At 64.6% G+C, this 22,756-nt stretch carries 22 protein-coding genes; 11 read left to right on the top strand and 11 right to left on the bottom strand.

All coding sequences use genetic code 11. The features are described 5' to 3' along the window. Window positions 1-131 precede the first annotated feature (131 nt). From ACPZMI_RS02580 to arsC, 3 genes are read right to left on the bottom strand one after another with little or no spacing between them, the layout of a single operon-like run. Entirely contained in the window at window positions 132-539 is a 408-nt protein-coding gene (locus ACPZMI_RS02580; protein WP_426351613.1) for a DUF2069 domain-containing protein, read from the bottom strand. Then, entirely contained in the window at window positions 532-1,137 is a 606-nt protein-coding gene (wrbA, locus tag ACPZMI_RS02575; protein WP_186708462.1) for an NAD(P)H:quinone oxidoreductase, read from the bottom strand. Before wrbA ends, ACPZMI_RS02580 begins: the two co-directional genes overlap by 8 nt. After that, window positions 1,134-1,487, bottom strand: a complete 354-nt coding sequence (gene arsC / locus ACPZMI_RS02570; RefSeq protein ID WP_186666965.1) for an arsenate reductase (glutaredoxin) — start codon at window positions 1,485-1,487, stop codon at window positions 1,134-1,136. Before arsC ends, wrbA begins: the two co-directional genes overlap by 4 nt. An 87-nt stretch (window positions 1,488-1,574) precedes the next feature. Between arsC and ACPZMI_RS02565 the strand changes: the two genes are divergently transcribed. Then, the gene (locus ACPZMI_RS02565) at window positions 1,575-2,042 is read left to right on the top strand and encodes a TlpA disulfide reductase family protein (protein WP_186666964.1); all 468 of its coding nucleotides are present in this window, start codon (window positions 1,575-1,577) and stop codon (window positions 2,040-2,042) included. A gap of 140 nt (window positions 2,043-2,182) precedes the next feature. Here ACPZMI_RS02565 and ACPZMI_RS02560 read toward each other — a convergent pair whose 3' ends face one another. The 4 genes from ACPZMI_RS02560 to ACPZMI_RS02545 are packed head-to-tail and all read right to left on the bottom strand — an operon-like array spanning window position 2,183 to window position 6,824. Beyond that, a complete protein-coding gene (locus ACPZMI_RS02560) occupies window positions 2,183-2,587 on the bottom strand; it encodes an META domain-containing protein (protein ID WP_186666963.1) in 405 nt (134 codons plus the stop codon). After that, on the bottom strand, window positions 2,584-3,021 hold the full coding sequence (locus tag ACPZMI_RS02555) for a hypothetical protein (RefSeq protein ID WP_063543577.1): 438 nt from the start codon (window positions 3,019-3,021) through the stop codon (window positions 2,584-2,586). Before ACPZMI_RS02555 ends, ACPZMI_RS02560 begins: the two co-directional genes overlap by 4 nt. A gap of 25 nt (window positions 3,022-3,046) precedes the next feature. Then, entirely contained in the window at window positions 3,047-4,036 is a 990-nt protein-coding gene (locus ACPZMI_RS02550) for a 2-hydroxyacid dehydrogenase (RefSeq protein ID WP_186722340.1), read from the bottom strand. 31 nt (window positions 4,037-4,067) lie between these two features. Further along, the gene (locus tag ACPZMI_RS02545; protein ID WP_426351612.1) at window positions 4,068-6,824 is read right to left on the bottom strand and encodes a response regulator; all 2,757 of its coding nucleotides are present in this window, start codon (window positions 6,822-6,824) and stop codon (window positions 4,068-4,070) included. A 203-nt stretch (window positions 6,825-7,027) separates the two neighbouring features. Here ACPZMI_RS02545 and ACPZMI_RS02540 point away from each other — a divergent pair, with 203 nt between their 5' ends. From ACPZMI_RS02540 to ACPZMI_RS02510, 7 genes are all read left to right on the top strand, one after another. Continuing rightward, a complete protein-coding gene (locus tag ACPZMI_RS02540) occupies window positions 7,028-7,744 on the top strand; it encodes a response regulator transcription factor (RefSeq protein WP_186708451.1) in 717 nt (238 codons plus the stop codon). Between the two features lie 2 nt (window positions 7,745-7,746). After that, complete coding sequence (locus tag ACPZMI_RS02535; protein ID WP_186666959.1) at window positions 7,747-9,180, top strand: sensor histidine kinase; 1,434 nt, start codon at window positions 7,747-7,749, stop codon at window positions 9,178-9,180. A 95-nt stretch (window positions 9,181-9,275) separates the two neighbouring features. Beyond that, the gene (gene cysM, locus ACPZMI_RS02530) at window positions 9,276-10,175 is read left to right on the top strand and encodes a cysteine synthase CysM (protein WP_426351611.1); all 900 of its coding nucleotides are present in this window, start codon (window positions 9,276-9,278) and stop codon (window positions 10,173-10,175) included. Beyond that, the gene (gene rlmD / locus ACPZMI_RS02525) at window positions 10,175-11,539 is read left to right on the top strand and encodes a 23S rRNA (uracil(1939)-C(5))-methyltransferase RlmD (protein ID WP_426351610.1); all 1,365 of its coding nucleotides are present in this window, start codon (window positions 10,175-10,177) and stop codon (window positions 11,537-11,539) included. The genes cysM and rlmD overlap by 1 nt, the downstream gene beginning before the upstream one ends. A gap of 96 nt (window positions 11,540-11,635) precedes the next feature. After that, window positions 11,636-13,876, top strand: coding sequence for a GTP diphosphokinase (relA, locus tag ACPZMI_RS02520; protein ID WP_186708445.1), 2,241 nt, complete (start codon window positions 11,636-11,638; stop codon window positions 13,874-13,876). Between the two features lie 103 nt (window positions 13,877-13,979). Then, a complete protein-coding gene (gene mazG / locus ACPZMI_RS02515; RefSeq protein WP_186666955.1) occupies window positions 13,980-14,813 on the top strand; it encodes a nucleoside triphosphate pyrophosphohydrolase in 834 nt (277 codons plus the stop codon). 26 nt (window positions 14,814-14,839) lie between these two features. Beyond that, the gene (locus ACPZMI_RS02510) at window positions 14,840-15,379 is read left to right on the top strand and encodes a DUF2058 domain-containing protein (protein ID WP_426351609.1); all 540 of its coding nucleotides are present in this window, start codon (window positions 14,840-14,842) and stop codon (window positions 15,377-15,379) included. A gap of 44 nt (window positions 15,380-15,423) precedes the next feature. Here the strand turns inward: ACPZMI_RS02510 and ACPZMI_RS02505 are convergent, their stop codons facing one another. From ACPZMI_RS02505 to purM, 4 genes are all read right to left on the bottom strand, one after another. Beyond that, a complete protein-coding gene (locus ACPZMI_RS02505; RefSeq protein WP_054892894.1) occupies window positions 15,424-15,606 on the bottom strand; it encodes a hypothetical protein in 183 nt (60 codons plus the stop codon). A 194-nt stretch (window positions 15,607-15,800) separates the two neighbouring features. Then, window positions 15,801-16,511 (bottom strand): DUF3108 domain-containing protein, encoded by a 711-nt coding sequence (locus ACPZMI_RS02500; RefSeq protein ID WP_054892893.1) that lies wholly within the window; start codon window positions 16,509-16,511, stop codon window positions 15,801-15,803. 8 nt (window positions 16,512-16,519) lie between these two features. After that, window positions 16,520-17,173 carry a phosphoribosylglycinamide formyltransferase gene (gene purN, locus ACPZMI_RS02495; protein WP_426351608.1) on the bottom strand — a complete coding sequence of 218 codons (654 nt, stop codon included), beginning with the start codon at window positions 17,171-17,173 and terminating at the stop codon, window positions 16,520-16,522. Further along, complete coding sequence (gene purM, locus ACPZMI_RS02490) at window positions 17,173-18,231, bottom strand: phosphoribosylformylglycinamidine cyclo-ligase (RefSeq protein WP_054892891.1); 1,059 nt, start codon at window positions 18,229-18,231, stop codon at window positions 17,173-17,175. The genes purN and purM overlap by 1 nt, the downstream gene beginning before the upstream one ends. 271 nt (window positions 18,232-18,502) lie before the next feature. Between purM and ACPZMI_RS02485 the strand changes: the two genes are divergently transcribed. The 3 genes from ACPZMI_RS02485 (at window position 18,503) to mqo (ending at window position 22,555) form a co-directional block, all read left to right on the top strand. Beyond that, the gene (locus tag ACPZMI_RS02485) at window positions 18,503-19,561 is read left to right on the top strand and encodes a DUF2066 domain-containing protein (RefSeq protein WP_426351607.1); all 1,059 of its coding nucleotides are present in this window, start codon (window positions 18,503-18,505) and stop codon (window positions 19,559-19,561) included. Window positions 19,562-19,573: 12 nt separating this feature from the next. Next, entirely contained in the window at window positions 19,574-20,647 is a 1,074-nt protein-coding gene (locus ACPZMI_RS02480) for an AI-2E family transporter (protein ID WP_426351606.1), read from the top strand. 264 nt (window positions 20,648-20,911) lie between these two features. Continuing rightward, complete coding sequence (mqo, locus tag ACPZMI_RS02475; RefSeq protein ID WP_063543592.1) at window positions 20,912-22,555, top strand: malate dehydrogenase (quinone); 1,644 nt, start codon at window positions 20,912-20,914, stop codon at window positions 22,553-22,555. Window positions 22,556-22,756 lie beyond the last annotated feature (201 nt).

The following is a 22,756-nucleotide window of genomic DNA, read 5'->3' as shown; positions in this document are numbered from 1 at the left end:
TTGTCCGGCCGTGGTTCCGTTTGTTGGGGATTTGGGGGCAGACTTTCAATCATGGGGTGTGGCGGCGCCTTCTTCGCGGAAAAGCACGCTCCTACAGGGCCGTCTTTCCCTCTAATGCCGCACCCGGTGTTCTATTCCCCCGCCAGCCGCCGCTCGTGCTGAAACTTCCAGCGCACGTACAGCAAACCGCTGACGAACAACCCCAGGCTCACCAGCACCTCGACCCAGCCAAACAGCGCCCGGCCCGGATCGAACGCCGCCAGCACGCCCTTGATGAAATAGATGTTCACCACGAAGCAGGTCCAGGCATGCGCCCGGGCGCTGCCGCTGAGCATGCCTGGCAGCAGTAGCAGCAGAGGGATCAGCTCGATGGCCAGGATCACTTCGACCCGCGCCCCATGCAGGTCGGCGAACCACAGGTTGTTCACCACCAGCAAGGCGATCAGGCCGAAGAAGCAGGCCAGGCTCAGTGCCCGGGTCAGGCGCAGGCGTGGGGCCAGCCAGTCGAGTGCAGGCAGGGCCTTGGGCTTTCTAGCCACGCTCGCCACCCAGGGCCTTGGCGGTATTGGCCAGGCGTTGGCCCAGCGCCCTGCACAGGGTGATCTCGTGTTGGTCCAGTTCGCGTTTGCCATCGGCACCAGCATGATGGCTGGCGCCGTAGGGCGTGCCGCCGCCACGGGTTTCGAGCAGGGCCGATTCGCTATAGGGCAGGCCAGTGACCAGCATGCCGTGGTGCATCAGCGGCAGCAGCATCGACAGCAGGGTGGTTTCCTGGCCGCCGTGCAGGCTGGCAGTGGAGGTGAACACCGCCGCTGGCTTGCCGACCAGTTCACCGCCCAGCCACAGGCTGCTGGTGCCGTCGAGGAAGTACTTGAGCGGCGCGGCCATGTTGCCGAAGCGCGTCGGGCTGCCCAGGGCCAGGCCCGCGCAGTGGCGCAGGTCGTCGAGGGTGGCATAGAGTGCGCCGCTGGCGGGGATGTCCGGGGCCACGGCTTCGCACTCGCTGGAAATCGCCGGCACGGTGCGCAGGCGCGCTTCCAGGCCCGCCATCTCGACACCGCGGGCGATGTGCCGGGCCATCTCGCTGGTGGAGCCGTGGCGGCTGTAGTACAGGACCAGGATGAAGGGATCGCTCACGGCAGGATCTCCAGGACTTTCTCGGGGGGCCGACCGATCACGGCCTTGTCGCCGGCGACCAGGATCGGGCGTTCGATCAGTTTCGGATGCTGGACCATGGCGTCGATCAGTTGCGCGTCGGTGAGCGCTGGGTTGGCCAGGTCCAGGGCCTTGTATTCGTCTTCGCCGCTGCGCAACAACTGGCGTGGGCCGATGCCGAGCTTGCCGAGCAGCGCCTTGAGCGTGGCGGCGTCGGGCGGGGTTTCGAGGTAACGCACCACGGTCGGGGCCAGGCCGCGTTCTTCCAGCAGTTCAAGGGCGCCGCGGGATTTGGAGCAGCGCGGGTTATGATAGAGGGTCAGATCGGTCATGACGGGTCGCATCCAGCTGGGTTTGGCGGCTATTCTAACCGCAGCGACCGACATTTCATGCTTTAAAACTTCGAGAAGGATTGACCCATGGCAAGGCGTTTGGCAGCTGCACTGGCCATCACCGCGAGTCTTTTGCTCGGCGGTTGCGGTGCGGACTACGGCGTGGACCAGCACGGCAATACGGTGAAGGCCGAACAGATCGACGGGCACTGGCTGGTGCTCAATTACTGGGCCGAGTGGTGCGGACCGTGCCGCACCGAGATCCCTGAACTGAATACGGCGGCCAAGCAATGGGACGCCCAGGGCATCAAGGTGGTCGGGGTGAACTTCGACGGGCTGCAGGGCGATGACCTCAAGCAGGCCGCGCAGGCCCTGGGCATCGACTTCACCGTGCTGGCCCAGGACCCGGCCGAGCGCTACGAGCTGCCTCGCAGCGAAGCACTGCCGGTGACCTACATCATCGACGACAAGGGCAAGGTGCGTGAGCAGTTGCTCGGCGAGCAGACGCTCGAAGGGCTGCAGGCGAAGATCAAGGCGCTCAAGGGCGACGCCTGACCTGTTGTCGGGCCTGCTTCGCAGCCCATTCGCGGCACGAGGCCGCTCCTACAAGAGCTCCGCAATTTCTGAATACTGCGGTGTTACTTGTGGGAGCGGCCTCGTGCCGCGAATGGGCCGCGCAGCGGCCCCGATGCACTTCAGCCTTCCTCAGGCCAGAAGCGCAGCGGCTTGCCTTCGGCCGGCCAGAAACGGATCTGCTCGATCGCCGACACATCCCAGCGCTGCACCGTCTCCAGTGCCTGGAGGAAGCGTTTTTCCTGCTCCATCAATGCCGGTGCACACAGCTTGCGGGTCTTGCCGATCTTGCCGAAGCTCAATTGCTCGCCGTCCAGCGTATAGCTGGCGAACCAATGGTTGCAGCCGGCATTGCCGTAGGCGCGGCCATCATTGGCCAGGGTTAGCGTCAGGTGGCTGTAGTCGATCAGCGGGCGTTCGCCGATCCATTCCAGCACATAGCTGCGCTCCTGCTGCAGTTTGGATGGCTGCGCCGCGCAGCCGAACAGGCCGCCGAGCAGCGCGGCGCAGATCAACAGGTGTTTCACTGGGCGCTTCCCTGGCAGTTGCGGCACAGGTGACGCTCGCCCTGGCTGCTCCAGCCCAGTTCCGCGATGCGTGCATTGGCGGCGGGCTGGCGGGCCTTCTTGCCGAGCTTGGCATCGACGGCGAATTCGAAGTCGAGCACGGCCTCGCAACTGTCGCACTTGACCTGCCAGGTGAGGATTTCCAGTTCGTTGAACACCGGGCCGCTGGCCACGGCAACCCACTGGCCGCGAGGGTTGATCAGGTGACGGACGCTCTCGACGGTCAGGCGCATGGACAGGTCCTTGCTGCCTTTGAGCGTCACCAGCAGGACGTCGCCTTTGTGCATCGATCCGCCGTTGCCGGTCACCTGGTAGCGACCTGGCACCAGTGCACGGCATTCGATCAGGGTGTGTTGCGGGTTGAAAAGGGTGTAGCGGAAATCGTGCTCGACCATGGGTCCTCCAGAAATGCCGCGTATCCTACCCTGTGACCGTGTTTTGCGCATCGCCTGCTGCCCAGCGGGCGATGTTGTCCAGGGTGGTCGCGGCGATCGCCTCCAGGGCTTCGCGGGTCAGAAACGCCTGGTGTGCGGTGACGATCACGTTGGGGAAGGTCAGCAGCCGCGCCAGCACGTCGTCCTGCAGTGGCAGGTCGGAGCGGTCCTCGAAAAACAGTTGCGCCTCTTCTTCATAGACATCCAGGCCCAGGTAGCCGAGCTGGCCAGACTTGAGCGCGTCGATCAGCGCCGGGGTATCGACCAGCGCACCGCGCCCGGTGTTGATCAGCATGGCACCGGGCTGCAGGCGCGCGAGGCTCTCGGCGTTGATCAGGTGACGGGTATGCTCGGTCAGTGGGCAGTGCAGGCTGATGATTCGCGCCTGGCCGAGCAGTTCGGGCAGTTCCAGGTAGCGGGCGCCGAGGGCCAGCAGCTCGGGGTTGGGGTAGGGGTCGTAGGCCAGCAACTGGCAGCCGAAGCCGGCCATGATGCGGGCGAACGCAGCACCGATCTGGCCGGTGCCGACCACGCCGACAGTCTTGCCGTGCAGGTCGAAGCCGGTCAGGCCATGCAAGGTGAAGTCGCCTTCGCGGGTGCGGTTGTAGGCGCGGTGCAGGCGGCGGTTGAGGGCCAGGATCAGCGCCACCGCGTGTTCGGCCACGGCGTGCGGCGAATAGGCCGGGACGCGCACCACTGTCAGCCCCAGGTGTGCTGCGGCCGTCAGGTCGACATGGTTGTAGCCCGCCGAACGCAAGGCGATCAGCCGTGTACCGCCGCTGGCCAGGCGTTGCAGGACGTCGGCGCCCAGATCGTCGTTGATGAAGGCGCAGACCACCTCGAAACCCTGGGCCAGCGGTGCGGTGTCCGGGGTGAGGCGGGCGGCTTGGAAATGCAGCTCCAGCGCGCTGCTGGCAGCGGCCTGGGTGAAACTTTCCTGGTCGTAGTGCTGGCTGCTGAACAACAGGACGCGCATGGTGGGGATTCCTTCGGTGTGTCGTCGACGATCAGGCACTCAGGTGCGCCTGCTCCGCCAGCCGGTGGATGGCGCGCTCCAGGTCATCCAGCGCCTGCAATGCCTGCGGGCTGTCCTGCTTGAGCAGGGTCTCGCTACGCTGACAGGCCGCCCGCAACTGTGGGACGCCGCAGTAGCGCGAAGCGCCGTTGAGGCGATGCACGCGCTCGATCATTGCCGAGCGATCACCTTGTTCGCGGGCGTTGCGGATGGCCTGGCGATCACCTTCCAGCGAGGCCAGCAGCATCGCCAGCATGTCGGCGGCCAGGTCCGCTTTACCGGCCGCCAGGCGCAAACCCTCTTCGTGGTCGAGCACCTTGAGCTCGTTGCCATCGGGGAAACGTTCAGTGGCGCGGTCCAGCGAGGGCGTGCCGAGGCTCAGGCCGGTCCACTTCATCACCACCTGGGCCAGTTGGCGCTCGCTGATCGGCTTGGTCAGATAATCATCCATGCCACTGTGCAGCAGGGCGCGCTTTTCGTTGGCCATGGCGTGGGCCGTCAGGGCGACGATGGGCAGGGGTGGGCTACTCTGGCTGGTTTCCCAGCGACGGATCTGCTCGGTGCAGGCGCAGCCGTCCATGCCGGGCATCTGCACATCCATCAGCACCAGGTCGAAGGGCTCGTCCTGCACGGCCTGAACTGCCGAAAAGCCGCTGTCCACCGCCACCACTGCGGCGCCCATGCCTTCGAGCAGGGTCTGCACCAGCAGCAGGTTGGCCGGGTTGTCGTCGACGCAGAGAATCCTCGGCACCCGTGAGCCGGCCGTATACCGCGGTTCGCTGCTGGGGCGGGTCGGTTGCACCAGTTCCAGCAGCAGGCGGCGCAGCTTGCGGGTGCAGGTGGGCTTGGACAGCAGTTGGCCATGGGCATTGGGCAGGAATGGGTGATACAGCGCCTGCTCGGTGGTCGGGCACAGCACCACGCACTGGCAGCCCAGGCGTTCGAGTTGTTGGTGGTACTGGCCGAGCTGGTCGGGCGAGAGGTTGCCCAGGTTGGCGCCAAGCACGGCGAACTCGAAGGGTTGGCCGGCCTGGCTGGCGGCCTGCACCCCTTGCAGCAACTGCTCGAACGACGAGAACAGGCTGACGCTCAGGCCACAGTCTTCGAGCTGGTGCTCCAGGGCCTGACGGGCCAGTTCGTGGCCGTCGACGATCGCTGCGCGACGGCCCAGCAGCGCTTGCAGGGGCAGTTCCTCGGTGTCGTCATGGGCCTTGGGCAGGCTCAGGTTGATCCAGAACTGCGAGCCTTCGCCCGGCGTGCTGTCGACACCGATCTCGCCCCCCATCTGTTCGATCAGGCGCTTGGAAATCACCAGCCCAAGGCCGGTGCCGCCGGGTTGGCGCGACAGCGAGTTGTCGGCCTGGCTGAAGGCCTGGAACAGGGTGCGCACGTCCGCCGGTGACAGGCCGATGCCGGTGTCCTGCACGCTGATGCGCAGTTGCGCGGTGTCTTCGTGCTCGTCTTCGACCATGGCGCGCACGACGATCGTGCCTTCGCGGGTGAACTTGATGGCGTTGCTCACCAGGTTGGTGAGGATCTGTTTGAGCCGCAGCGGATCGCCGACCAGCGACAAAGGCGTGTCGCGGTACACCAGGCTGACCAGCTCCAGCTGTTTGGCGTGGGCCGCTGGGGCGAGAATGGTCAGGGTGTCCTGGATCAGGTCGCGCAGGTTGAAGGGGATGCTGTCGAGCACCAGCTTGCCGGCTTCGATCTTGGAGAAGTCGAGAATCTCGTTGATGATCCCCAGCAGGTTGTCGGCGGATTTTTCGATGGTGCCCAGATAGTCGAGCTGTCGAGGCGTGAGCTCGCTTTTTTGCAACAGGTGGGTGAAACCGAGAATGCCATTGAGCGGGGTGCGAATCTCGTGGCTCATGTTGGCGAGGAATTCGGATTTGATCCGGCTGGCCTCCAGGGCCTCCTTGCGCGCCATGTCCAGCTCGATGTTCTGGATCTCGATGGTCTCCAGGTTCTGGCGCACGTCCTCGGTGGCCTGGTCGATGCTGTGCTGCAGCTCTTCGTGGGCGTTGTGCAGGGTTTCGGCCATGCGGTTGATGCCAGCCGCCAGCTCGTCCAGCTCGACACTGCCCATCGGCGGCAGACGTTCTTCGAGGTTGCCTTCCTTGAGCTGGGTGACCGCGTGCTTGATGCGCCCGATCGGGCCGTTGATCGCCCGGCTCATGCGCAGTGCCAGCAGCACCGTGAGGCTCAGGCAGGCGAAGATCAGCAGCAGGCTGGTGAACAGGTTGCGATAGCCGCGCAGGAGCGTGCCGTCGTGGGACAGTTCGATTTCGACCCAGCCAAGCAAGCGCTCGGATTCGTTAGGCACGGCTTCGGTGGCCAGGTCACGGTGATGGCCGAAAACCGGCATCAGGTAGCGCGTGGCGTCGTTGCCGGTGCGTTGCAGCAGTTGCGTACCGGTGCCGCCGCTGGGCGGCTGGTTGAGCATGCTGGGGCCGGCATGGGCCAGGCGCGAACGGTCCGGGGCCAGGAAGGCCACGGCACGTACATCGGTCTGCTCCAAAGCCTCGGCGGCAATGCGCTCGAGCTGCGCTGGCGCTTCCTGAGCCAGGGCGGGGGCTGCGAGCGGTGCCAGTTGCTCGGCGATCATCTTGCCGCGTTGCAACAGCTGGGTGCGCAGTTCGTTCTGCTGCAACCAGGTGAAATAAATGCCCAGCACCAGCGCCATCAGCCCGGCGGGCAGTAGGGCCAGCAGCAGGACGCGGCTTCTGATTCCCAAACGATCGAGCACACCTGTCTCCTGTCATGTGCGTGCGGGCCGTCGCGAGTGGACGGGATCCCGCAGAACGTTACTCCGCACGCAGCGGTAATGCACTTTGTTTGTGCGGGTTTTTTATGCCGCACGGCGCTTGCCGGGGCATTGGTCGACACTCGGTTGCCAGAACGGCGTCCCTCGCCAATAATCGCGCAACTGAGAATTCATGGCAGATGCCAATGCATACCGTATCCATTCACGACTCAAGCATCCTCGCCATCGAGGACGATCCGGTGCTCGGCGCCTACCTGCACGAGGAGTTGCAGCGCGGCGGTTTCCGCGTGACCTGGTGCCGTAACGGCCTGGAAGGCTTGGAAACTGCTGGCCGCGAGGCCTTCGATGTGGTGTTGCTGGACATCCTGCTGCCCGGGCTCAACGGTCTGGACACCCTGGCGCAACTACGCCGGCGCAGTGCCACGCCAGTCATCCTGATGTCGGCGCTGGGGGCCGAGGCGGACCGTATAAGCGGTTTCCAGCGCGGTGCAGACGACTACCTGCCCAAGCCCTTCAGCATGGCCGAGCTGCGCGTACGCATCGAGGCGATCCTGCGTCGGGTCGCCCTGGAGCGCCGTCATCAGGCGCCGCGTGACGTCCTGCCGGGGCAGCTGCATTTCGACGAACAGGCCTGCGACGTGACGCTCGACGGGCAGCCAGCAGGGCTCACGCCCAGCGAGTACCGCCTGCTCGACACCCTCAACCGCAGCCAGGAGGAGGTGCTGAGCAAGCCCTTCCTTTATCAGCAGGTCCTGCAGCGGGGCTATTCGCGCCATGATCGCAGCCTGGACATGCATGTCAGCCAGATCCGTCGCAAGCTAAAGGGCATCGGTTATCACGAGCGCCAGGTGCGCACGGTATGGGGCAAGGGCTACGTGTTCTGTGCGGGCGAGGCAGACTGAGGATGCTCGAGCGTCGATCGCTGTTCTGGAAGCTGGCGGTGCTGCTGGTGGGCTTCTGCCTGCTGATGATCGGCCTGAGCTACACCTGGGGCCGGCACATGGAAACCCAGAACGCCTTCCTGTCGGAGCCTGCCCGGCACCTGCTGCGCGGTTACGCCGCCGAGGCCGAGCAGGCCTGGAACCAGGGCGGTCGCGAAGGCCTCGACCGCTGGTTGCTGGACATGCGCCAGCGTGAGTCGGGCTGGATCGGGGTGCTCGATGGCAACTTGCGACCGCTCGCCGGCGCTCGCTTGTCCACTGAGGAAATCCAGCGCCTGACCCGTCTGCGCGGCGTCGACTGGCCGATGAGCAGGCGCAGCGTCGACCAGCCCTGGCTGCGCCTGCCGTTCCCCCATGCCCCTGAGCAAGGCATGCTGGTGATCGAGTTGCCCCAGCGCCTGACCCCCGGCCAGTATCGGCTGTTCTGGCGGATCATCACCAATGGCGTGATGCCGGGGCTGTTCACCCTGCTGTTGTGCGTAGGCCTCTACCGGATGCTGATCGTGCCGCTGAACCAGTTGCGCGAGCAGGCCAATGCCTGGCGTGCCGACCAACTGTCGGCGCGGCTCGATTCGCGCACCATCGGCCGTGACGACGAGCTGGGCGAACTGGCGCGTGCCTTCGACCAGATGGCCGAGCGCCTGCAGAGCACCGTGGCCCTGCAGCAGCAACTCTTGCGCGACTTGTCCCACGAGATGCGCACGCCCCTGAGCCGCCTGCGTGTGGCCTGCGAGGGCGAGACCGACGTCGCGCGCCTGCGCGAACGCCTCGGGCGGGAACTGGATTGCATGCAGCAACTGGTCGAGGACACCCTGCAACTGGCCTGGCAGGATGCCGAGCGTGCGCCGATGAACCTTGAGCCCATCCAGCTTCAGGCCCTGTGGGACCTGCTGGTGGAGAATGCCTGCTACGAAAGCGGCTGGGCGGCGCAGCGGTTGCAGTGCACGTTGCCGGCCAGTTGTTGGGTGGAGGGCAACCTCAACCATTTGGCCCAGGCGCTGGAGAACATGCTGCGCAATGCCATCCGCCACTCGCCGCACGACGGAGTGGTGCGCCTGAGTGGCCAGCGCGAGGGCAATCACTGGCAGTTGTTCCTGGAGGATGAGGGCGGCGGGGTGGACGAAGACGATCTGGAAAGGATCTTCGCGCCGTTCTCCCGTCTCGACGGCTCGCGCCCCGGGGATGGAGGCTTTGGGCTGGGGCTGAGCATCGCCCGCAGTGCGATCCAGCGTCAGGGCGGGAGGCTGTGGGCCGAGAATGGGCAACGAGGGTTGCGACTGTGCATGCGCCTGCCGTGTATCGACAGTGGGTTTCTCGCGGATCAACCCGCTCCCCCGAAGGCGTTCGATGTTCTTGTGGGGGTAGGGTTGTCCGTGAAGAACGCACCGCCCATATAACGGTCTGCTATATGCCCCAGCAATTGCGTGATATGGCCACGCGTCCTTTGCCGGTATGATAGGCGCCCCTGCCGTCCTGATTGCGAAACACGCCCATGACCTTGCAGTACCCAACCATCGCCGATTGCGTCGGCAACACCCCTCTGGTTCGCCTGCAGCGTATCGCCGGGCAGACCAGCAATACCCTCCTGCTCAAGCTCGAAGGCAACAACCCGGCCGGCTCGGTCAAGGACCGCCCGGCGTTGTCGATGATCACCCGCGCCGAACTGCGCAACCAGATCAAGCCTGGCGACACCCTGATCGAGGCGACTTCCGGCAACACCGGTATCGCCCTGGCCATGGCGGCGGCGATCAAGGGCTACAAGATGATCCTGATCATGCCCGACAACTCCACGGCCGAGCGCAAGGCGGCGATGACCGCCTATGGCGCCGAGCTGATCCTGGTGACCAAGGAAGAGGGCATGGAAGGGGCGCGCGATCTGGCCGAAAAGCTGCAGGCCGAAGGTCGCGGCCTGGTGCTTGACCAGTTCGCCAACGGCGACAACCCGATTGCCCACTACACCAGCACCGGCCCGGAGATCTGGCAGCAGACCCAGGGCAGCGTCACCCACTTCGTCAGTTCCATGGGCACCACCGGCACCATCATGGGCTGCTCGCAGTACCTCAAGGAACAGAACCCGGCGGTGCAGATCGTCGGCCTGCAACCGATGGAAGGTTCGGCCATTCCGGGTATCCGCCGCTGGCCGGAGGAATACCTGCCGAAGATCTTCGACGCCACTCGCGTCGATCGGGTGATGGACATGTCCCAGCAGGAAGCCGAAGACACCACCCGTCGCCTTGCACGCGAAGAGGGCATTTTCTGCGGAGTGTCCTCCGGCGGTGCGGTCGCGGCGATGCTGCGCCTGTCCCGTGAAGTGGAAAACGCCGTGATGGTCGCGATCATCTGCGACCGCGGCGACCGTTATCTCTCCACCGGCCTGTTCGACGCAACCTGATGTCCAGAAAGAAAAGCAACAGTAGCGGCCTGCGCTTCCAGCCAGCCGGCGGCGATCGCACCCCACAGGTGCCGGTAGGCAAGAAGCAACGCCTGGACATCGAGCGCCTGGCCGGTGACGGACGCGGCATCGCCTTTGTCGAGGGGCGCACCTGGTTCGTCAGCGGCGCCCTGGCAGGTGAGGCGGTCGAGGCGCGGGTGCTCAATGCCCGCGGCAAGATCGTCGAAGCACGTCTTGAGCGCGTGCTGCAGGCCAGCCCCGAGCGGCGCGAGGCGCCGTGTCGGCATTACGCCCGCTGCGGCGGTTGCAACCTTCAGCACCTGCCCCACGAGGGCCAGCTGGCGCTCAAGCAGCGCCTGCTTGCCGAGCAGTTGCAGCGTGTCGCCGGTGTGCAGCCTGACGAGTGGGCCGCGCCGCTGGCGGGGCCGGAATTCGGCTACCGCCGCCGCGCGCGCATCGCCGTGCGTTGGGATGTGAAGGCGCGGGAGCTGCACGTCGGTTTTCGTGCCGAAGCCAGCCAGGACATCATCGCCATCGACGAATGCCCGGTGCTGGTACAACCCTTGCAAACCATCCTGCGTCACCTGCCGACCGTGCTGCGCAGCCTGAGCAGGCCCCAGGCACTGGGGCATGTGGAATTGTTCAGCGGCACGGCCGAGGCGGTGCTGGTACGCCATGTAGCGCCGCTGGCCGATGAAGACCTGGCGCGCCTGCAGGCGTTCTGCGAGCAGGCGGGTGCGCAACTGTGGCTGCAGGGCGAGGGTGAGCCGGCGCCACATGATGGCGCCGCGACACTTGGGTTTGACCTTGCCCCTTGGGGGCTGGAGCTGGCCTGGCGACCTGGCGACTTCGTGCAGGTCAATGCCCAGGTCAACACCCTGATGATCCAACAGGCGCTGGCGTGGCTTGCGCCGCAACCGGATGAACGGGTACTGGACTTGTTCTGTGGCCTGGGCAATTTTGCCCTGCCGCTGGCTCGCCAGGCCCGTGAAGTGGTGGCGGTGGAAGGTGTGCAGGCGATGGTCGATCGGGCCGCCGCCAACGCCGCGAGCAACAATGTGCATAACGCACGGTTTTTTCAGGCCGATTTATCGCAGTCTTTGGCAGGTGCCGAATGGGCCGCCGAGGGCTTTTCTGCGGTACTCTTGGACCCACCGCGCGACGGTGCCTACGAGGTGGTGCAAAGCATCGCCCGCCTCAAGGCCAAGCGGCTGGTCTATGTATCGTGCAACCCCGCCACGCTGGCGCGAGATGCGCAGGTGCTGGTCGGCCAGGGGTACCGGTTAAAAAGGGCCGGGATTCTCGACATGTTTCCTCAGACGGCGCATGTCGAGGCCATGGCGTTATTCGAAGCGGGCCAGTAACGGCTGGCCCCTTGGTGTGGCTTCCACGGATGGGAAGCGGCACGGTTGATTGTCAGTGCACCCGTGAGGTGCGCTGTATGGAAAGGTAAACGGAACATGGTACAGGTGAGAGTGCACCAGCCGGTCAACACCGACGGCAGTATCAATCTCGAAGCATGGCTGGATCATGTGGTGAGCGTCGACTCGGCGCTGGATCGCACGGCGCTCAAGGAGGCTTGCGATTTCGCCCAGGAAGTCGAGAAGAAGGGCAACCCGGCCAAGCATTCCTGGGCCGACGGGACGTCGAGCTTCCAGGCGGGGCTCGAGATCGCTGAAATTCTCGCAGACCTCAAGCTCGACCAGGACTCGCTGGTCGCCGCCGTGATCTATCGCTCGGTCCGTGAGGGCAAAGTCACCCTGGCCGAGGTCGGCCAGCGTTTCGGCCCGGTGGTCTCCAAGCTGATCGACGGCGTGCTGCGCATGGCGGCCATCAGCGCCAGCCTCAGCCCGCGCCAGTCGCTGGTGCTGGGCTCGCAGGCGCAGGTCGAGAACCTGCGCAAGATGCTCGTGGCCATGGTCGACGACGTGCGCGTCGCCCTGATCAAGCTGGCTGAGCGGACCTGCGCGATCCGCGCGGTGAAGGCCGCCGATGACGAAAAACGCCTGCGCGTGGCGCGCGAGGTGTTCGACATCTACGCACCGCTCGCTCATCGCCTGGGCATCGGCCATATCAAGTGGGAGCTGGAGGATCTGTCCTTCCGCTATCTGGAGCCCGACCAGTACAAGCAGATCGCCAAGCTTCTGCACGAGCGGCGGCTGGACCGCGAGCGCTTCATCAGCGATGTGATGAACCAGTTGCAGAACGAGCTGCTGGCCACCGGGGTCAAGGCCGACATCAGCGGCCGGGCGAAACACATCTATTCGATCTGGCGCAAGATGCAGCGCAAGGGCCTGGAGTTCAGCCAGATCTACGACGTGCGTGCGGTGCGCGTGCTGGTGCCGGAAATCCGCGACTGCTACACCGCGCTGGGTATCGTCCACACCTTGTGGCGCCACATTCCCAAGGAGTTCGACGACTACGTCGCCAACCCCAAGGAGAACGGCTACCGCTCGCTGCACACCGCGGTGATCGGCCCCGAGGGCAAGGTGCTGGAGGTGCAGATCCGCACCCATGGCATGCACGAAGAGGCCGAACTGGGCGTCTGTGCGCATTGGAAGTACAAGGGCACCGACGTCAAGTCCAGCTCCAACCACTATGAAGAGAAGATCTCCTGGTTGCGCCAGGTGCTGGAGTGGCACGAGGAACTGGGCGACATCGGCGGGCTGGCCGAACAGCTGCGGGTCGACATCGAGCCGGACCGGGTCTACGTGTTCACCCCTGACGGCCACGCCATCGACCTGCCCAAGGGCGCCACGCCGCTGGACTTTGCCTACCGGGTGCACACCGAGATCGGCCACAACTGCCGTGGCGCCAAGATCAACGGGCGCATCGTGCCGCTGAACTACAGCCTGCAGACCGGCGAGCAGGTGGAGATCATCACCAGCAAGCAGGGCAGCCCGAGCCGCGACTGGCTGAACTCCAACCTGGGCTACGTCACCACCTCGCGGGCGCGGGCCAAGATCGTCCACTGGTTCAAGTTGCAGGCGCGCGACCAGAACGTCGCTGCCGGCAAGACCCTCATCGAGCGCGAACTCAGCCGCCTGGGCCTGCCACAGGTGGATTTCGAGCGCCTGGCGGAAAAGGCCAACGTCAAGACCGCCGAGGACATGTTTGCCGCCCTGGGGGCTGGCGACCTGCGTCTGGCGCACATGGTCAACGCCGCCCAGCAACTGCTGGAGCCGGAGCGCATCGATCCGGTCGAGCTGGTGCCACGACCGGCGCGCGGAGCCCGATCGGGCAAGCGCAACGACATCCAGATCCAGGGCGTAGGCAACCTGCTCACGCAGATGGCCGGTTGCTGCCAGCCGCTGCCGGGCGATGCCATCGTCGGCTACATCACCCAGGGCCGCGGCGTGAGCATTCACCGCCAGGACTGCGCCTCGGTGCTGCAGTTGGCGGGCAAGGAGCCGGAGCGCATGATCCAGGTGAGCTGGGGGCCGATTCCGGTGCAGACCTACCCGGTCGACATCGTCATCCGCGCCTACGACCGCCCGGGCCTGCTGCGCGACGTTTCGCAGGTGCTGCTCAACGAGAAGATCAACGTGCTGGCGGTCAATACCCGCTCGAACAAGGAAGACAACACCGCGCTGATGTCGCTGACCATCGAGATTCCAGGCCTGGATGCGCTGGGGCGCTTGCTCGGACGGATCTCGCAGTTGCCGAACATCATCGAGACGCGGCGTAATCGTACGCCTTGAGACTGCGTCGCCTCCATCGCGGGCAGGCCCGCTCCTACGGGTGCAGCGTGATCCCTGTAGGAGCGGGCTTGCCCGCGATGAAGGCACCGCCGAAGGACCTGTAATGACCTACACCCTAGACGACCTGCTCCACCTCATGGCCCGCCTGCGCGATCCGCAGTACGGCTGCCCCTGGGATCTTGAGCAGGACTACACCAGCATCGTCAAGCACACCCTCGAGGAAGCCTACGAGGTGGCCGACGCCATCGAGCAGGGCGACTTCGCGCAGTTGCAGGGCGAGCTCGGCGACCTGCTGTTTCAGGTCGTCTACTACAGCCAGCTGGCGCGGGAGGAGGGGCGTTTCGAATTTGCCGGTGTGGTCGATTCGATCACCCGCAAGCTGATCCGCCGCCACCCGCATGTATTCCCCACCGGCGATCTCTACGCCGCACCCGACATCCCGCGCTTGAGCGAGGCGCAGGTCAAATCGCGCTGGGAGGAGATCAAGGCCGAAGAACGCGCCGAGAAGAGTACCCCCGAACAGCTCTCGCTGCTCGACGATGTACCCGGCGCCTTGCCGGCACTGTCGCGCGCGACCAAACTGCAGAAGCGCGCGGCCACCGTCGGCTTCGACTGGCCCGAGGCGTTACCGGTGCTGGACAAGGTGCGCGAGGAGCTCGACGAGGTATTGCAGGCCATGGCCGATGGCGATGAGCAGGCACTGGAGGACGAAGTCGGCGACCTGCTGTTCGCCGCCGTGAACCTGGCCCGTCACCTCAAGCAGGATCCAGAAAACGCACTGCGCCGCGCCAACCGTAAATTCGAACGACGTTTCCGCTTCATCGAGCAGGCATTGCGCGACACTGGCCGACCGATCGAAGATTGTAACCTTGACGAGTTGGATGCCCTCTGGGGTGAAGCCAAGCGTCAGGAAAAGAACCTGCCCAGCTGCGGCTGAGCCGATGCATAAGTGAGTGAACACCGATGAGCCTTTCCCTTCGCGATCAATTGCTCAAGGCCGGTCTGGTCAACCAGAAGCAGGTCTCCCAGGCCAACAAGGCCGAAAAGAAACAGAAACGCCTGGAACACAAGGGCCAGGTCGAGGTGGATGACAGCCAGCAGCGCCTGGCCAAGGAAGCCATGGCCGACAAGGCCAAAAAGGACCAGGAACTGAACCGCCAGGTGCAGGAGAAGGCCGAGCAGAAGGCCCGTGCCGCGCAGATCAAGCAATTGATCGAGGCGACCCGCCTGCCCAAGCTGACCACCGAGGATTACTACAACTTCGTCGATGACAAGAAGGTCAAGCGCATTGCCGTCAACGCGCTGATGCGCAGCAAGCTGAGCAACGGCTCGCTGGCGATCGTCGCCCATGGCGGCGGCTACGAAGTGATCCCACGCGAGGCGGCGGTGAAGATCCAGGAGCGCGATCCCAAGCGCATCCTGCTGCTCAACACCCATGTCGAGGAGGCCGATGAGGACGATCCCTACGCGGCCTACAAGATCCCTGACGATCTGATGTGGTAAATGACGAAAACCCCGCTCAGGCGGGGTTTTTCGTGGGGGAGATCTTATTGTGTGCCGCGTTGGCTCTCGAGGGTCTCGAGCTCCTGGCGGTACTGGTGGGCTTCATGTTCGTTGTGGAACATGCCGACCAGTTGGCCCTGCTGGTGTACGTCCCAGATCCGCACGCCAGCGGCCAGGCCTTCGTGGGACATTCTCGATTCGTCGCGTTCGGTTACTTGGACAGTCATCGGTAAACTCCACTTCTGTTGGTCTGCGACACTGTGTCGCACACCTTCTTTATAGAGTTTGTTAGCAGGCTAAGTAAATAAAACGACGATGAAACAATGTTCATGAAACGCGCTGCGCTTGCTCCTGCAAGCCAAAACAAAGCCCCGCACTAGGCGGGGCTCGGGCTACAGCAGGTTACAGCGCAGGTAAGGGATCAGTTGCCCTTCACCGTCCTGCCATCGACCGTACCATCCTGCAGCACGATCACGTATTCCTTGCCATCGGTCTCGACCTGGCGCAGTTGCACCAGCAGGTAGTCCCAGTCCTTGGCGAACCACAGCTCGGTGATGCGCTTGCTCTGGCTTGGGTCGCGCACGCGCTCGACCTTCACCGCATCGACCTGGCCGGTCTTGGTGGCAACCTTCTCGGTGCCCAGCACGCGGAAGTCGTAGGTGTCGATCTCGTCACCGTCGACCACCTGGTACGTCATGCTCTTCTTGCCCGCCGCCACGTCATGCTGCAGGGCCAGTTGATAGGACGACTTGTCCAGCACCCCGCGGTTGAGCGGCAGGCTGATCGCATCGCCACGGTCGCTGCCGGTGACTTTCTTGCTGTTCCAGTCGAAGTCCAGGTCGACCTTCTTCGCCTTGCCCAGGCCACCGCGCTCGAAGTGGTACTTCTGCGGCAGCAGGGTGTCGTTGTCCATGCGCACCGTGCTCTGTTCGGTCAGGCTGGCGATCATCATGGAGGCTTTGAAGTTGAGGTCCCAGGTTCCGTTGGCGTTCTTGACCAGGCTGCGTTCGGCGGTGCCGCTCATGGGCAGCTGTTTCCAGTCGGCGGTGTAGCTGGCCGAGAACGGCTTCAGATCAGCTGCCTGGAGGGGCAGGGCGAGCACGGCGAGAGCCAATAGCAGGGCGCGACGCATATATTCTCCTAGGGTCGAATCAAGTGACCGCTGGCCGCCAGCGGCTGGCCATCCAGTAATGCACCTTGTTCGCCCAGGCGCAAGCGTCCTTCGGCGAACCAGCGCACCGCCAGCGGGTAGATCTGGTGTTCCTGTTGGTGGACCCGTTGTGCCAGGCTCTGCGCATCGTCGCCTGGCGCGACCGCTACCACAGCCTGTACGACCAAGGGCCCGCCGTCGAGTTCCTCGGTGACGAAATGAACACTGCAGCCGTGCTCGGCGTCACCGGCATCCAGGGCCCGCTGGTGAGTGTGCAGCCCTTTGTACTTGGGCAACAGCGACGGGTGGATGTTGAGCAGGCGCCCCTGGTAGTGGCGCACGAAGTCGCCACTGAGGATGCGCATGAAGCCGGCCAGCACCACCAGGTCGGGGGCGAAGCCATCGATCAGCTGCACCAGCGCCGCGTCGAATGCTTCGCGCCCGTCGAAACCACCGTGCTCGAGCACGGCGGTGTCGATCCCGGCGGCTTTGGCCCGTTGCAGGCCAAAGGCTTCGGGGCGGTTGGATATCACCGCGCGGATCCGCGCCGGGCTATCGGTGGCGGCGGTGCTGTCGATCAGGGCTTGCAGGTTGCTGCCCGAGCCCGACAGCAGTACCACGACATTGCAGGTCTTGCTCGGCATCAGTGTGCCTTGAGGTTCTGCAGCTCGACCTGGGCAGCGCCTTCGGCGGCCACGTCGATGCGGCCGATCACCCAAGGCTGCTCGCCGGCCTGACGCAGGACGTTCAGGGCGTTGTCGACCTGGTCCTGGGCCACGCAGATGACCATGCCTACGCCGCAGTTCAGTACGCGGTGCATCTCGTGCTCGTCGACGTTGCCTTTTTGTTGCAGGAAGTCGAACACCGCCGGGCGCTGCCAGCTGGCCACGTCGACCACGGCCTGGGCGCCTTTTGGCAGGACGCGCGGGATGTTGTCCAGCAGGCCGCCACCGGTGATGTGGGCCATGGCCTTGACCGCGCCGGTCTTCTTGATCAGCTCCAGCAGCGGCTTGACGTAGATGCGGGTCGGCGCCATCAGCAGGTCGGTCAGCGGCTGGCCGTCGAGCTGGGTGTTCTCGATGTCGGTGCCGGACACTTCGAGGATCTTGCGGATCAGCGAGTAGCCGTTGGAGTGCGGGCCGGAGGAAGGCAGGGCGATCAGGGCGTCGCCGGTGACCACTTTCGAGCCGTCGATGATTTCCGACTTCTCCACCACGCCGACGCAGAAACCGGCTAGGTCGTAGTCTTCGCCTTCGTACATGCCAGGCATCTCGGCGGTTTCACCACCGACCAGCGAGCAACCGGCCAGTTCGCAACCGGCGCCGATGCCGGTGACCACGGTGGCGGCCACGTCGACATTCAGCTTGCCGGTGGCGTAGTAGTCGAGGAAGAACAGCGGCTCGGCGCCGCAGACCACCAGGTCGTTGACGCACATGGCGACCAGGTCCTGGCCGATGCTGTCGTGCTTGTTCAGGTTCAGCGCCAGGCGCAGCTTGGTGCCGACGCCATCGGTGCCGGAGACCAGCACCGGCTGCTTGTAGCCGGCCGGGATCTCGCAGAGGGCGCCGAAGCCGCCCAGGCCACCCATGACTTCAGGGCGTGCGGTGCGCTTGGCGACGCCCTTGATGCGTTCGACCAGTGCTTCGCCGGCGTCGATGTCTACACCGGCGTCTTTGTAGCTCAGGGAGGGTTGCTTGCTCATTGATCCAGGCCTTTAAGGGGGAGGGATTCAGGAAAACGACCAGCGCGGCCAAGGCCGGCTCGGGAGGCGGCGGCTGCCTGTACGTGACTGGTCTGCGAAGGCGCGCGATTTTATCAGGGTTGCCCGGCAGCGGCCATCCTCCATTGAGCGGCAAGTGGCGAGCGGTAAGCTATAAGAGAAGACTAGCTGCGGTGTCGCGCGCTTTTTCTTGCCGCTGACGGTGTGCAGCTTGTAGCTTCTGACCTGAAAGTCATCCGGACAGGAATCCTCCATGCGTTTTCTCAATTACCTGGCAGTGGTTTGCGTAGGGCTGATCGGTGCAACGGCACAGGCCGAGACCGTATCGGGCCTTTACCAGGTCCGCGAATCTGTCGATGGGCAGGGCAGCGAGGCGCGGACCCAGGCCACCGCCAAGGCACTCGACACCCTGGTGCTGCGTCTGACCGGCGATGCCAAGGCGACGCAGAACCCGGCGGTGGTCGCCCTGCGCAAGGATCCGCAACAGATCATCAACCAGGTGGGCAGCGACGCCGGCCCACCTGAGACGGTGGTGGTGGAGTTCGACCCCGGCAGCACCGAGCGCGCCCTGCGCCAGGGCGGCCTGGCCCTGTGGGGCAGCAACCGGCCATCGATTCTTGGCTGGTGGCTGTACGACAGTGTCGAGGGCAGCAGCCTGGTCGGCGATGGTCAGACCAGTGCCGAGCCGCTGCGTCGTGCCGCCCAGCACCGTGGTCTGCCGCTGCGCCTGCCGCTGGCCGACCTGCAGGAACAACTGGTGGCCAATGCCAAGCAGCTCGAAGGCAACGACCCGGCGCCGCTGCGTGAGGCGTCCGAGCGTTATGGCGCCGATGCCCTGCTGGCTGTGCACGCCCACGAGGCCGACGGCAAGTGGCAGGGCAAATGGCAACTGTGGCTGGGCGAACAGCGCGAGCAGGGCACGGCGCAGGGCGCCGACCAGGCTGCGCTGGCCGATGCGGTGATGCTGGCGATCAGCGCACGCCTGGCGCCCCGTTACGTCACCCGTCCGGGGGCGAGCAGCGACCTGCAGGTCCAGGTGCAGGGCATGAACCTGCAGCGCTACGCCGAACTGCTGCGCGTGCTTGAGCCCTATGGCCCGCGGCTGCAGTTGGCCGACGGCGACACGCTTACCTATGCGGTCACCGGCAATCGCGAGCAACTGCGTGCGCAACTGGGGCTGGCACATTTGCAGGAGGTGCCCGTCGAACAGGCGCCTGCCGCCGCTCCTGTGGTCGACGCCGCGCCTGGCCAGGCGGTCGCCCCGCAGGCGGCTGCGCCCAAGCCATTCGATGGCCTGCGTTTTCGCTGGTAAGGAGCCGCGAACATGACTGATGTACGCCGTTGGGTGTGGCTTGGCGTCGCCTTGCTGATCGCCGTTCTGCTCTACCTGCTGCATAACATTCTCTCGCCGTTCCTGGTTGGCATCCTGCTGGCCTACCTGGCCGACCCTATGGTCGATCGCCTGGAGCGCCTGGGCCTGTCGCGCACCTGGGGCGTGGTGGTGGTGTTCAGCCTGTTCACCCTGGTGTTCCTCGCCTTGCTGCTAGTGTTGGTGCCGATGCTGGCCAAGCAGTTGCTGCGCCTGTACGAACTGGCGCCGCAGATGCTCGACTGGCTGCAGCATGTGGCCCTGCCCTGGGTGCAGAGCCGCCTGGGCCTGGCCGATGGCTTCTGGAAGTTCGACAAGATCAAGGCTGCCATCGGCGCGCACATGGGCCAGACCACCGACATCGTCGGCATCGTCCTGTCCCAGGCCACGGCCTCGAGCCTGGCGCTGATCGCCTGGCTGGCCAACCTGGTGCTGATCCCTGTGGTGGGCTTCTACCTGCTGCGTGACTGGGACCTGATGATGGCCAAGCTGCGCAGCCTGCTGCCACGTCAGCGTGAAGATCAGGTGGTAGGGCTGGCGGGTGAATGCCATGAGGTACTGGGGGCGTTCGTGCGCGGCCAGTTGCTGGTGATGCTGGCGCTGGGCGTGATCTACGCGGTCGGGCTGTCGCTGGTCGGTCTCGAGCTGGGGCTGTTGATCGGTTTGCTGGCGGGGCTGGCGGCCATCGTGCCGTATATGGGCTTCATTGTCGGCATCGGTGCAGCGTTGATCGCCGGGTTGTTTCAGTTCGGCGGCGACCTGTACCCGATGCTGGGCATTGTCGCGGTGTTCATGATCGGCCAGGCCCTCGAGGGCATGGTGCTGACGCCGCTGCTGGTGGGCGATCGCATCGGCCTGCACCCGGTGGCGGTGATCTTCGCCATTCTCGCCGGTGGCGAGCTGTTCGGCTTCACCGGCGTCTTGCTGGCGCTGCCGGTGGCGGCGGTGATCATGGTGCTGCTGCGCCATGTGCACGACCTGTATAAAGAGTCGGACATGTACGCCGGGGATATCGATCCCGAGCTTTGAACCTCCCAATCGCCCGGCCACGTGCCGGGCGAGTCCCTGGGACAACCCGCCACCTTGACGTTCCCGCCGCCAATTTGTTTGTGCTGGCGTTTCGGTTACAATCCGCAACCGTTTCAGCCGACCCCGGTCAATCAGACCAATGGCTGAAGCCTGTAAGGGTTCTCTGGCTGCTGAACAATGATCACAAAAAGCCTGCGCTGAAGAACAAGAAACACCTGGGCCAGCCACAGGCCCTCCCTCCGTTCTACTGACTGGAAGTGATCAATGTTCAAAAAAGCTGGCAAGACCTTGCTGGGTCTGGCTGTCGCGGCGAGCTTCATGCAAGCGCACGCCGACGAAGCCAAGAAAGTCGATGTGCTCCTGATTGGCGGCGGCATCATGAGTTCGACCCTGGGCGTATGGCTCAGCGAACTGGAGCCGAGCTGGTCGATGGAAATGGTCGAGCGCCTGGATGGCGTCGCCGAGGAAAGCTCCAACGGCTGGAACAACGCCGGTACCGGCCACTCCGCGCTGGCTGAGCTGAACTACACCCCGATGGACAAGGACGGCAAGGTCAACATCTCCAAGGCGATCGAGATCAACGAAGCCTTCCAGGTGTCGCGCCAGTTCTGGTCCTGGCAGGTTCGCCAGGGCGTGCTGAAGAACCCGAAATCGTTCATCAACACCACCCCGCACATGAGCTTCGTCTGGGGCGACGACAACATCGCCTTCCTGAAGAAGCGTTACGAAGCACTGCAGGCGAGCCCGCTGTTCCGCCCGATGCAGTTCTCCGAAGACCACGCGCAGATCGCCAAGTGGGTCCCGCTGATGATGGAAGGGCGTGACCCGAACCAGAAGCTGGCCGTGACCTGGACGCCGATCGGCACCGACGTCAACTTCGGCGAGATCACCCGCCAGTTCGTCGGCCACCTGCAGACCCGCGACAACTTCAAGCTGAAGCTGTCCAGCGAAGTGCAGGACATCACCCGTAACAAGGACGGCTCCTGGCACGTCGAGTACAAGAACCTGAAGGATGGCAGCACCTCTGCCACCGACGCCAAGTTCCTGTTCATCGGTGCCGGCGGCGGCGCCTTGAAGCTGCTGCAGAAGTCGGGCATTCCTGAAGCCAAGGAATACGCAGGCTTCCCGGTTGGCGGCTCGTTCCTGGTGACCGAGAACCCGACCGTTGCCATGCAGCACATGGCCAAGGCCTACGGCATCGCCTCGACCGGCGCGCCACCCATGTCGGTTCCGCACCTGGACACCCGCGTGCTGGACGGCAAGCGCGTGATCCTGTTCGGGCCATTCGCCACCTTCTCGACCAAGTTCCTGAAGAACGGTTCGTACCTGGACCTGCTGAGCAGCACCACCCTGCACAACGTCTGGCCGATGACCAAAGTGGGTATCGAGCAGTACCCGCTGGTCGAGTACCTCGCCGGCCAGGTGATGCTGTCGGATGACGACCGCTTCGAAGCCCTGCGCACTTACTTCCCGAACGCCAAGAAAGAAGACTGGCGCCTGTGGCAGGCCGGTCAGCGCGTGCAGATCATCAAGCGTGACGAAGAGAAGGGCGGTGTGCTGAAGCTGGGCACCGAGGTCGTGGCGTCCGAAGACCGCACCATCGCCGGTCTGCTGGGTGCTTCGCCAGGCGCCTCGACTGCTGCGCCGATCATGCTCAACGTGCTGGAAACCGTGTTCAAGGAGAAGGTCGCCACGCCTGAATGGCAGGCCCGCATCCGTGAAATCGTGCCGAGCTACGGTACTAAGCTGAACGATTCCGCTGCTGCTGTGCAGAAAGAGTGGAACTACACCGCTGAAGTGCTGCAACTGGAGAAGCCGCCGGTCATTGACCAGAGCGTCGGGACCAGCACCGGTGTCGAGTCGACCGCACCTGCCGAGAGCAAGGCTGCCAACGACATGGCGCTGTAAGCTGCCCTGGGGATGGCCTGTCGTCTGACAGGCCGTTGCCTGAAAAGCCACGAGGATCGCCGCAGGCGGGCTCGTGGCTTTTTTGTGCCCAAGCCACAGCCCTTGTAGGAGCAACTGTCTTGCTCAAAATCTAAAGGCCAGCCCAATCCCTGTGGGAGCGGGCTTGTCCCGCGAACACGGGCGTAGCCCGTGCCAGGCAGC

This window comes from Pseudomonas wayambapalatensis (assembly GCF_049942315.1).
GTDB classification, from domain to species: domain Bacteria; phylum Pseudomonadota; class Gammaproteobacteria; order Pseudomonadales; family Pseudomonadaceae; genus Aquipseudomonas; species Aquipseudomonas wayambapalatensis.
The sequence above is the reverse complement of the archived record's forward strand: the minus strand, read 5'-3'. Positions and strand labels throughout refer to the sequence as shown.

What these genes read in the sequence shown, in the direction of transcription:
- ACPZMI_RS02555 (WP_063543577.1), bottom strand. Translation starts at nt 3,021, where the DNA reads ATGGTCGAGCACGATTTCCGCTACACCCTTTTCAACCCGCAACACACC.
- relA (WP_186708445.1), top strand. Translation starts at nt 11,636, where the DNA reads ATGGTACAGGTGAGAGTGCACCAGCCGGTCAACACCGACGGCAGTATC.
- ACPZMI_RS02565 (WP_186666964.1), top strand. Translation starts at nt 1,575, where the DNA reads ATGGCAAGGCGTTTGGCAGCTGCACTGGCCATCACCGCGAGTCTTTTG.
- ACPZMI_RS02535 (WP_186666959.1), top strand. Translation starts at nt 7,747, where the DNA reads ATGCTCGAGCGTCGATCGCTGTTCTGGAAGCTGGCGGTGCTGCTGGTG.
- ACPZMI_RS02540 (WP_186708451.1), top strand. Translation starts at nt 7,028, where the DNA reads ATGCATACCGTATCCATTCACGACTCAAGCATCCTCGCCATCGAGGAC.
- rlmD (WP_426351610.1), top strand. Translation starts at nt 10,175, where the DNA reads ATGTCCAGAAAGAAAAGCAACAGTAGCGGCCTGCGCTTCCAGCCAGCC.
- arsC (WP_186666965.1), bottom strand. Translation starts at nt 1,487, where the DNA reads ATGACCGATCTGACCCTCTATCATAACCCGCGCTGCTCCAAATCCCGC.
- cysM (WP_426351611.1), top strand. Translation starts at nt 9,276, where the DNA reads ATGACCTTGCAGTACCCAACCATCGCCGATTGCGTCGGCAACACCCCT.
- ACPZMI_RS02550 (WP_186722340.1), bottom strand. Translation starts at nt 4,036, where the DNA reads ATGCGCGTCCTGTTGTTCAGCAGCCAGCACTACGACCAGGAAAGTTTC.
- ACPZMI_RS02500 (WP_054892893.1), bottom strand. Translation starts at nt 16,511, where the DNA reads ATGCGTCGCGCCCTGCTATTGGCTCTCGCCGTGCTCGCCCTGCCCCTC.
- purM (WP_054892891.1), bottom strand. Translation starts at nt 18,231, where the DNA reads ATGAGCAAGCAACCCTCCCTGAGCTACAAAGACGCCGGTGTAGACATC.
- ACPZMI_RS02485 (WP_426351607.1), top strand. Translation starts at nt 18,503, where the DNA reads ATGCGTTTTCTCAATTACCTGGCAGTGGTTTGCGTAGGGCTGATCGGT.
- mazG (WP_186666955.1), top strand. Translation starts at nt 13,980, where the DNA reads ATGACCTACACCCTAGACGACCTGCTCCACCTCATGGCCCGCCTGCGC.
- purN (WP_426351608.1), bottom strand. Translation starts at nt 17,173, where the DNA reads ATGCCGAGCAAGACCTGCAATGTCGTGGTACTGCTGTCGGGCTCGGGC.
- mqo (WP_063543592.1), top strand. Translation starts at nt 20,912, where the DNA reads ATGTTCAAAAAAGCTGGCAAGACCTTGCTGGGTCTGGCTGTCGCGGCG.
- ACPZMI_RS02480 (WP_426351606.1), top strand. Translation starts at nt 19,574, where the DNA reads ATGACTGATGTACGCCGTTGGGTGTGGCTTGGCGTCGCCTTGCTGATC.
- ACPZMI_RS02510 (WP_426351609.1), top strand. Translation starts at nt 14,840, where the DNA reads ATGAGCCTTTCCCTTCGCGATCAATTGCTCAAGGCCGGTCTGGTCAAC.
- ACPZMI_RS02505 (WP_054892894.1), bottom strand. Translation starts at nt 15,606, where the DNA reads ATGACTGTCCAAGTAACCGAACGCGACGAATCGAGAATGTCCCACGAA.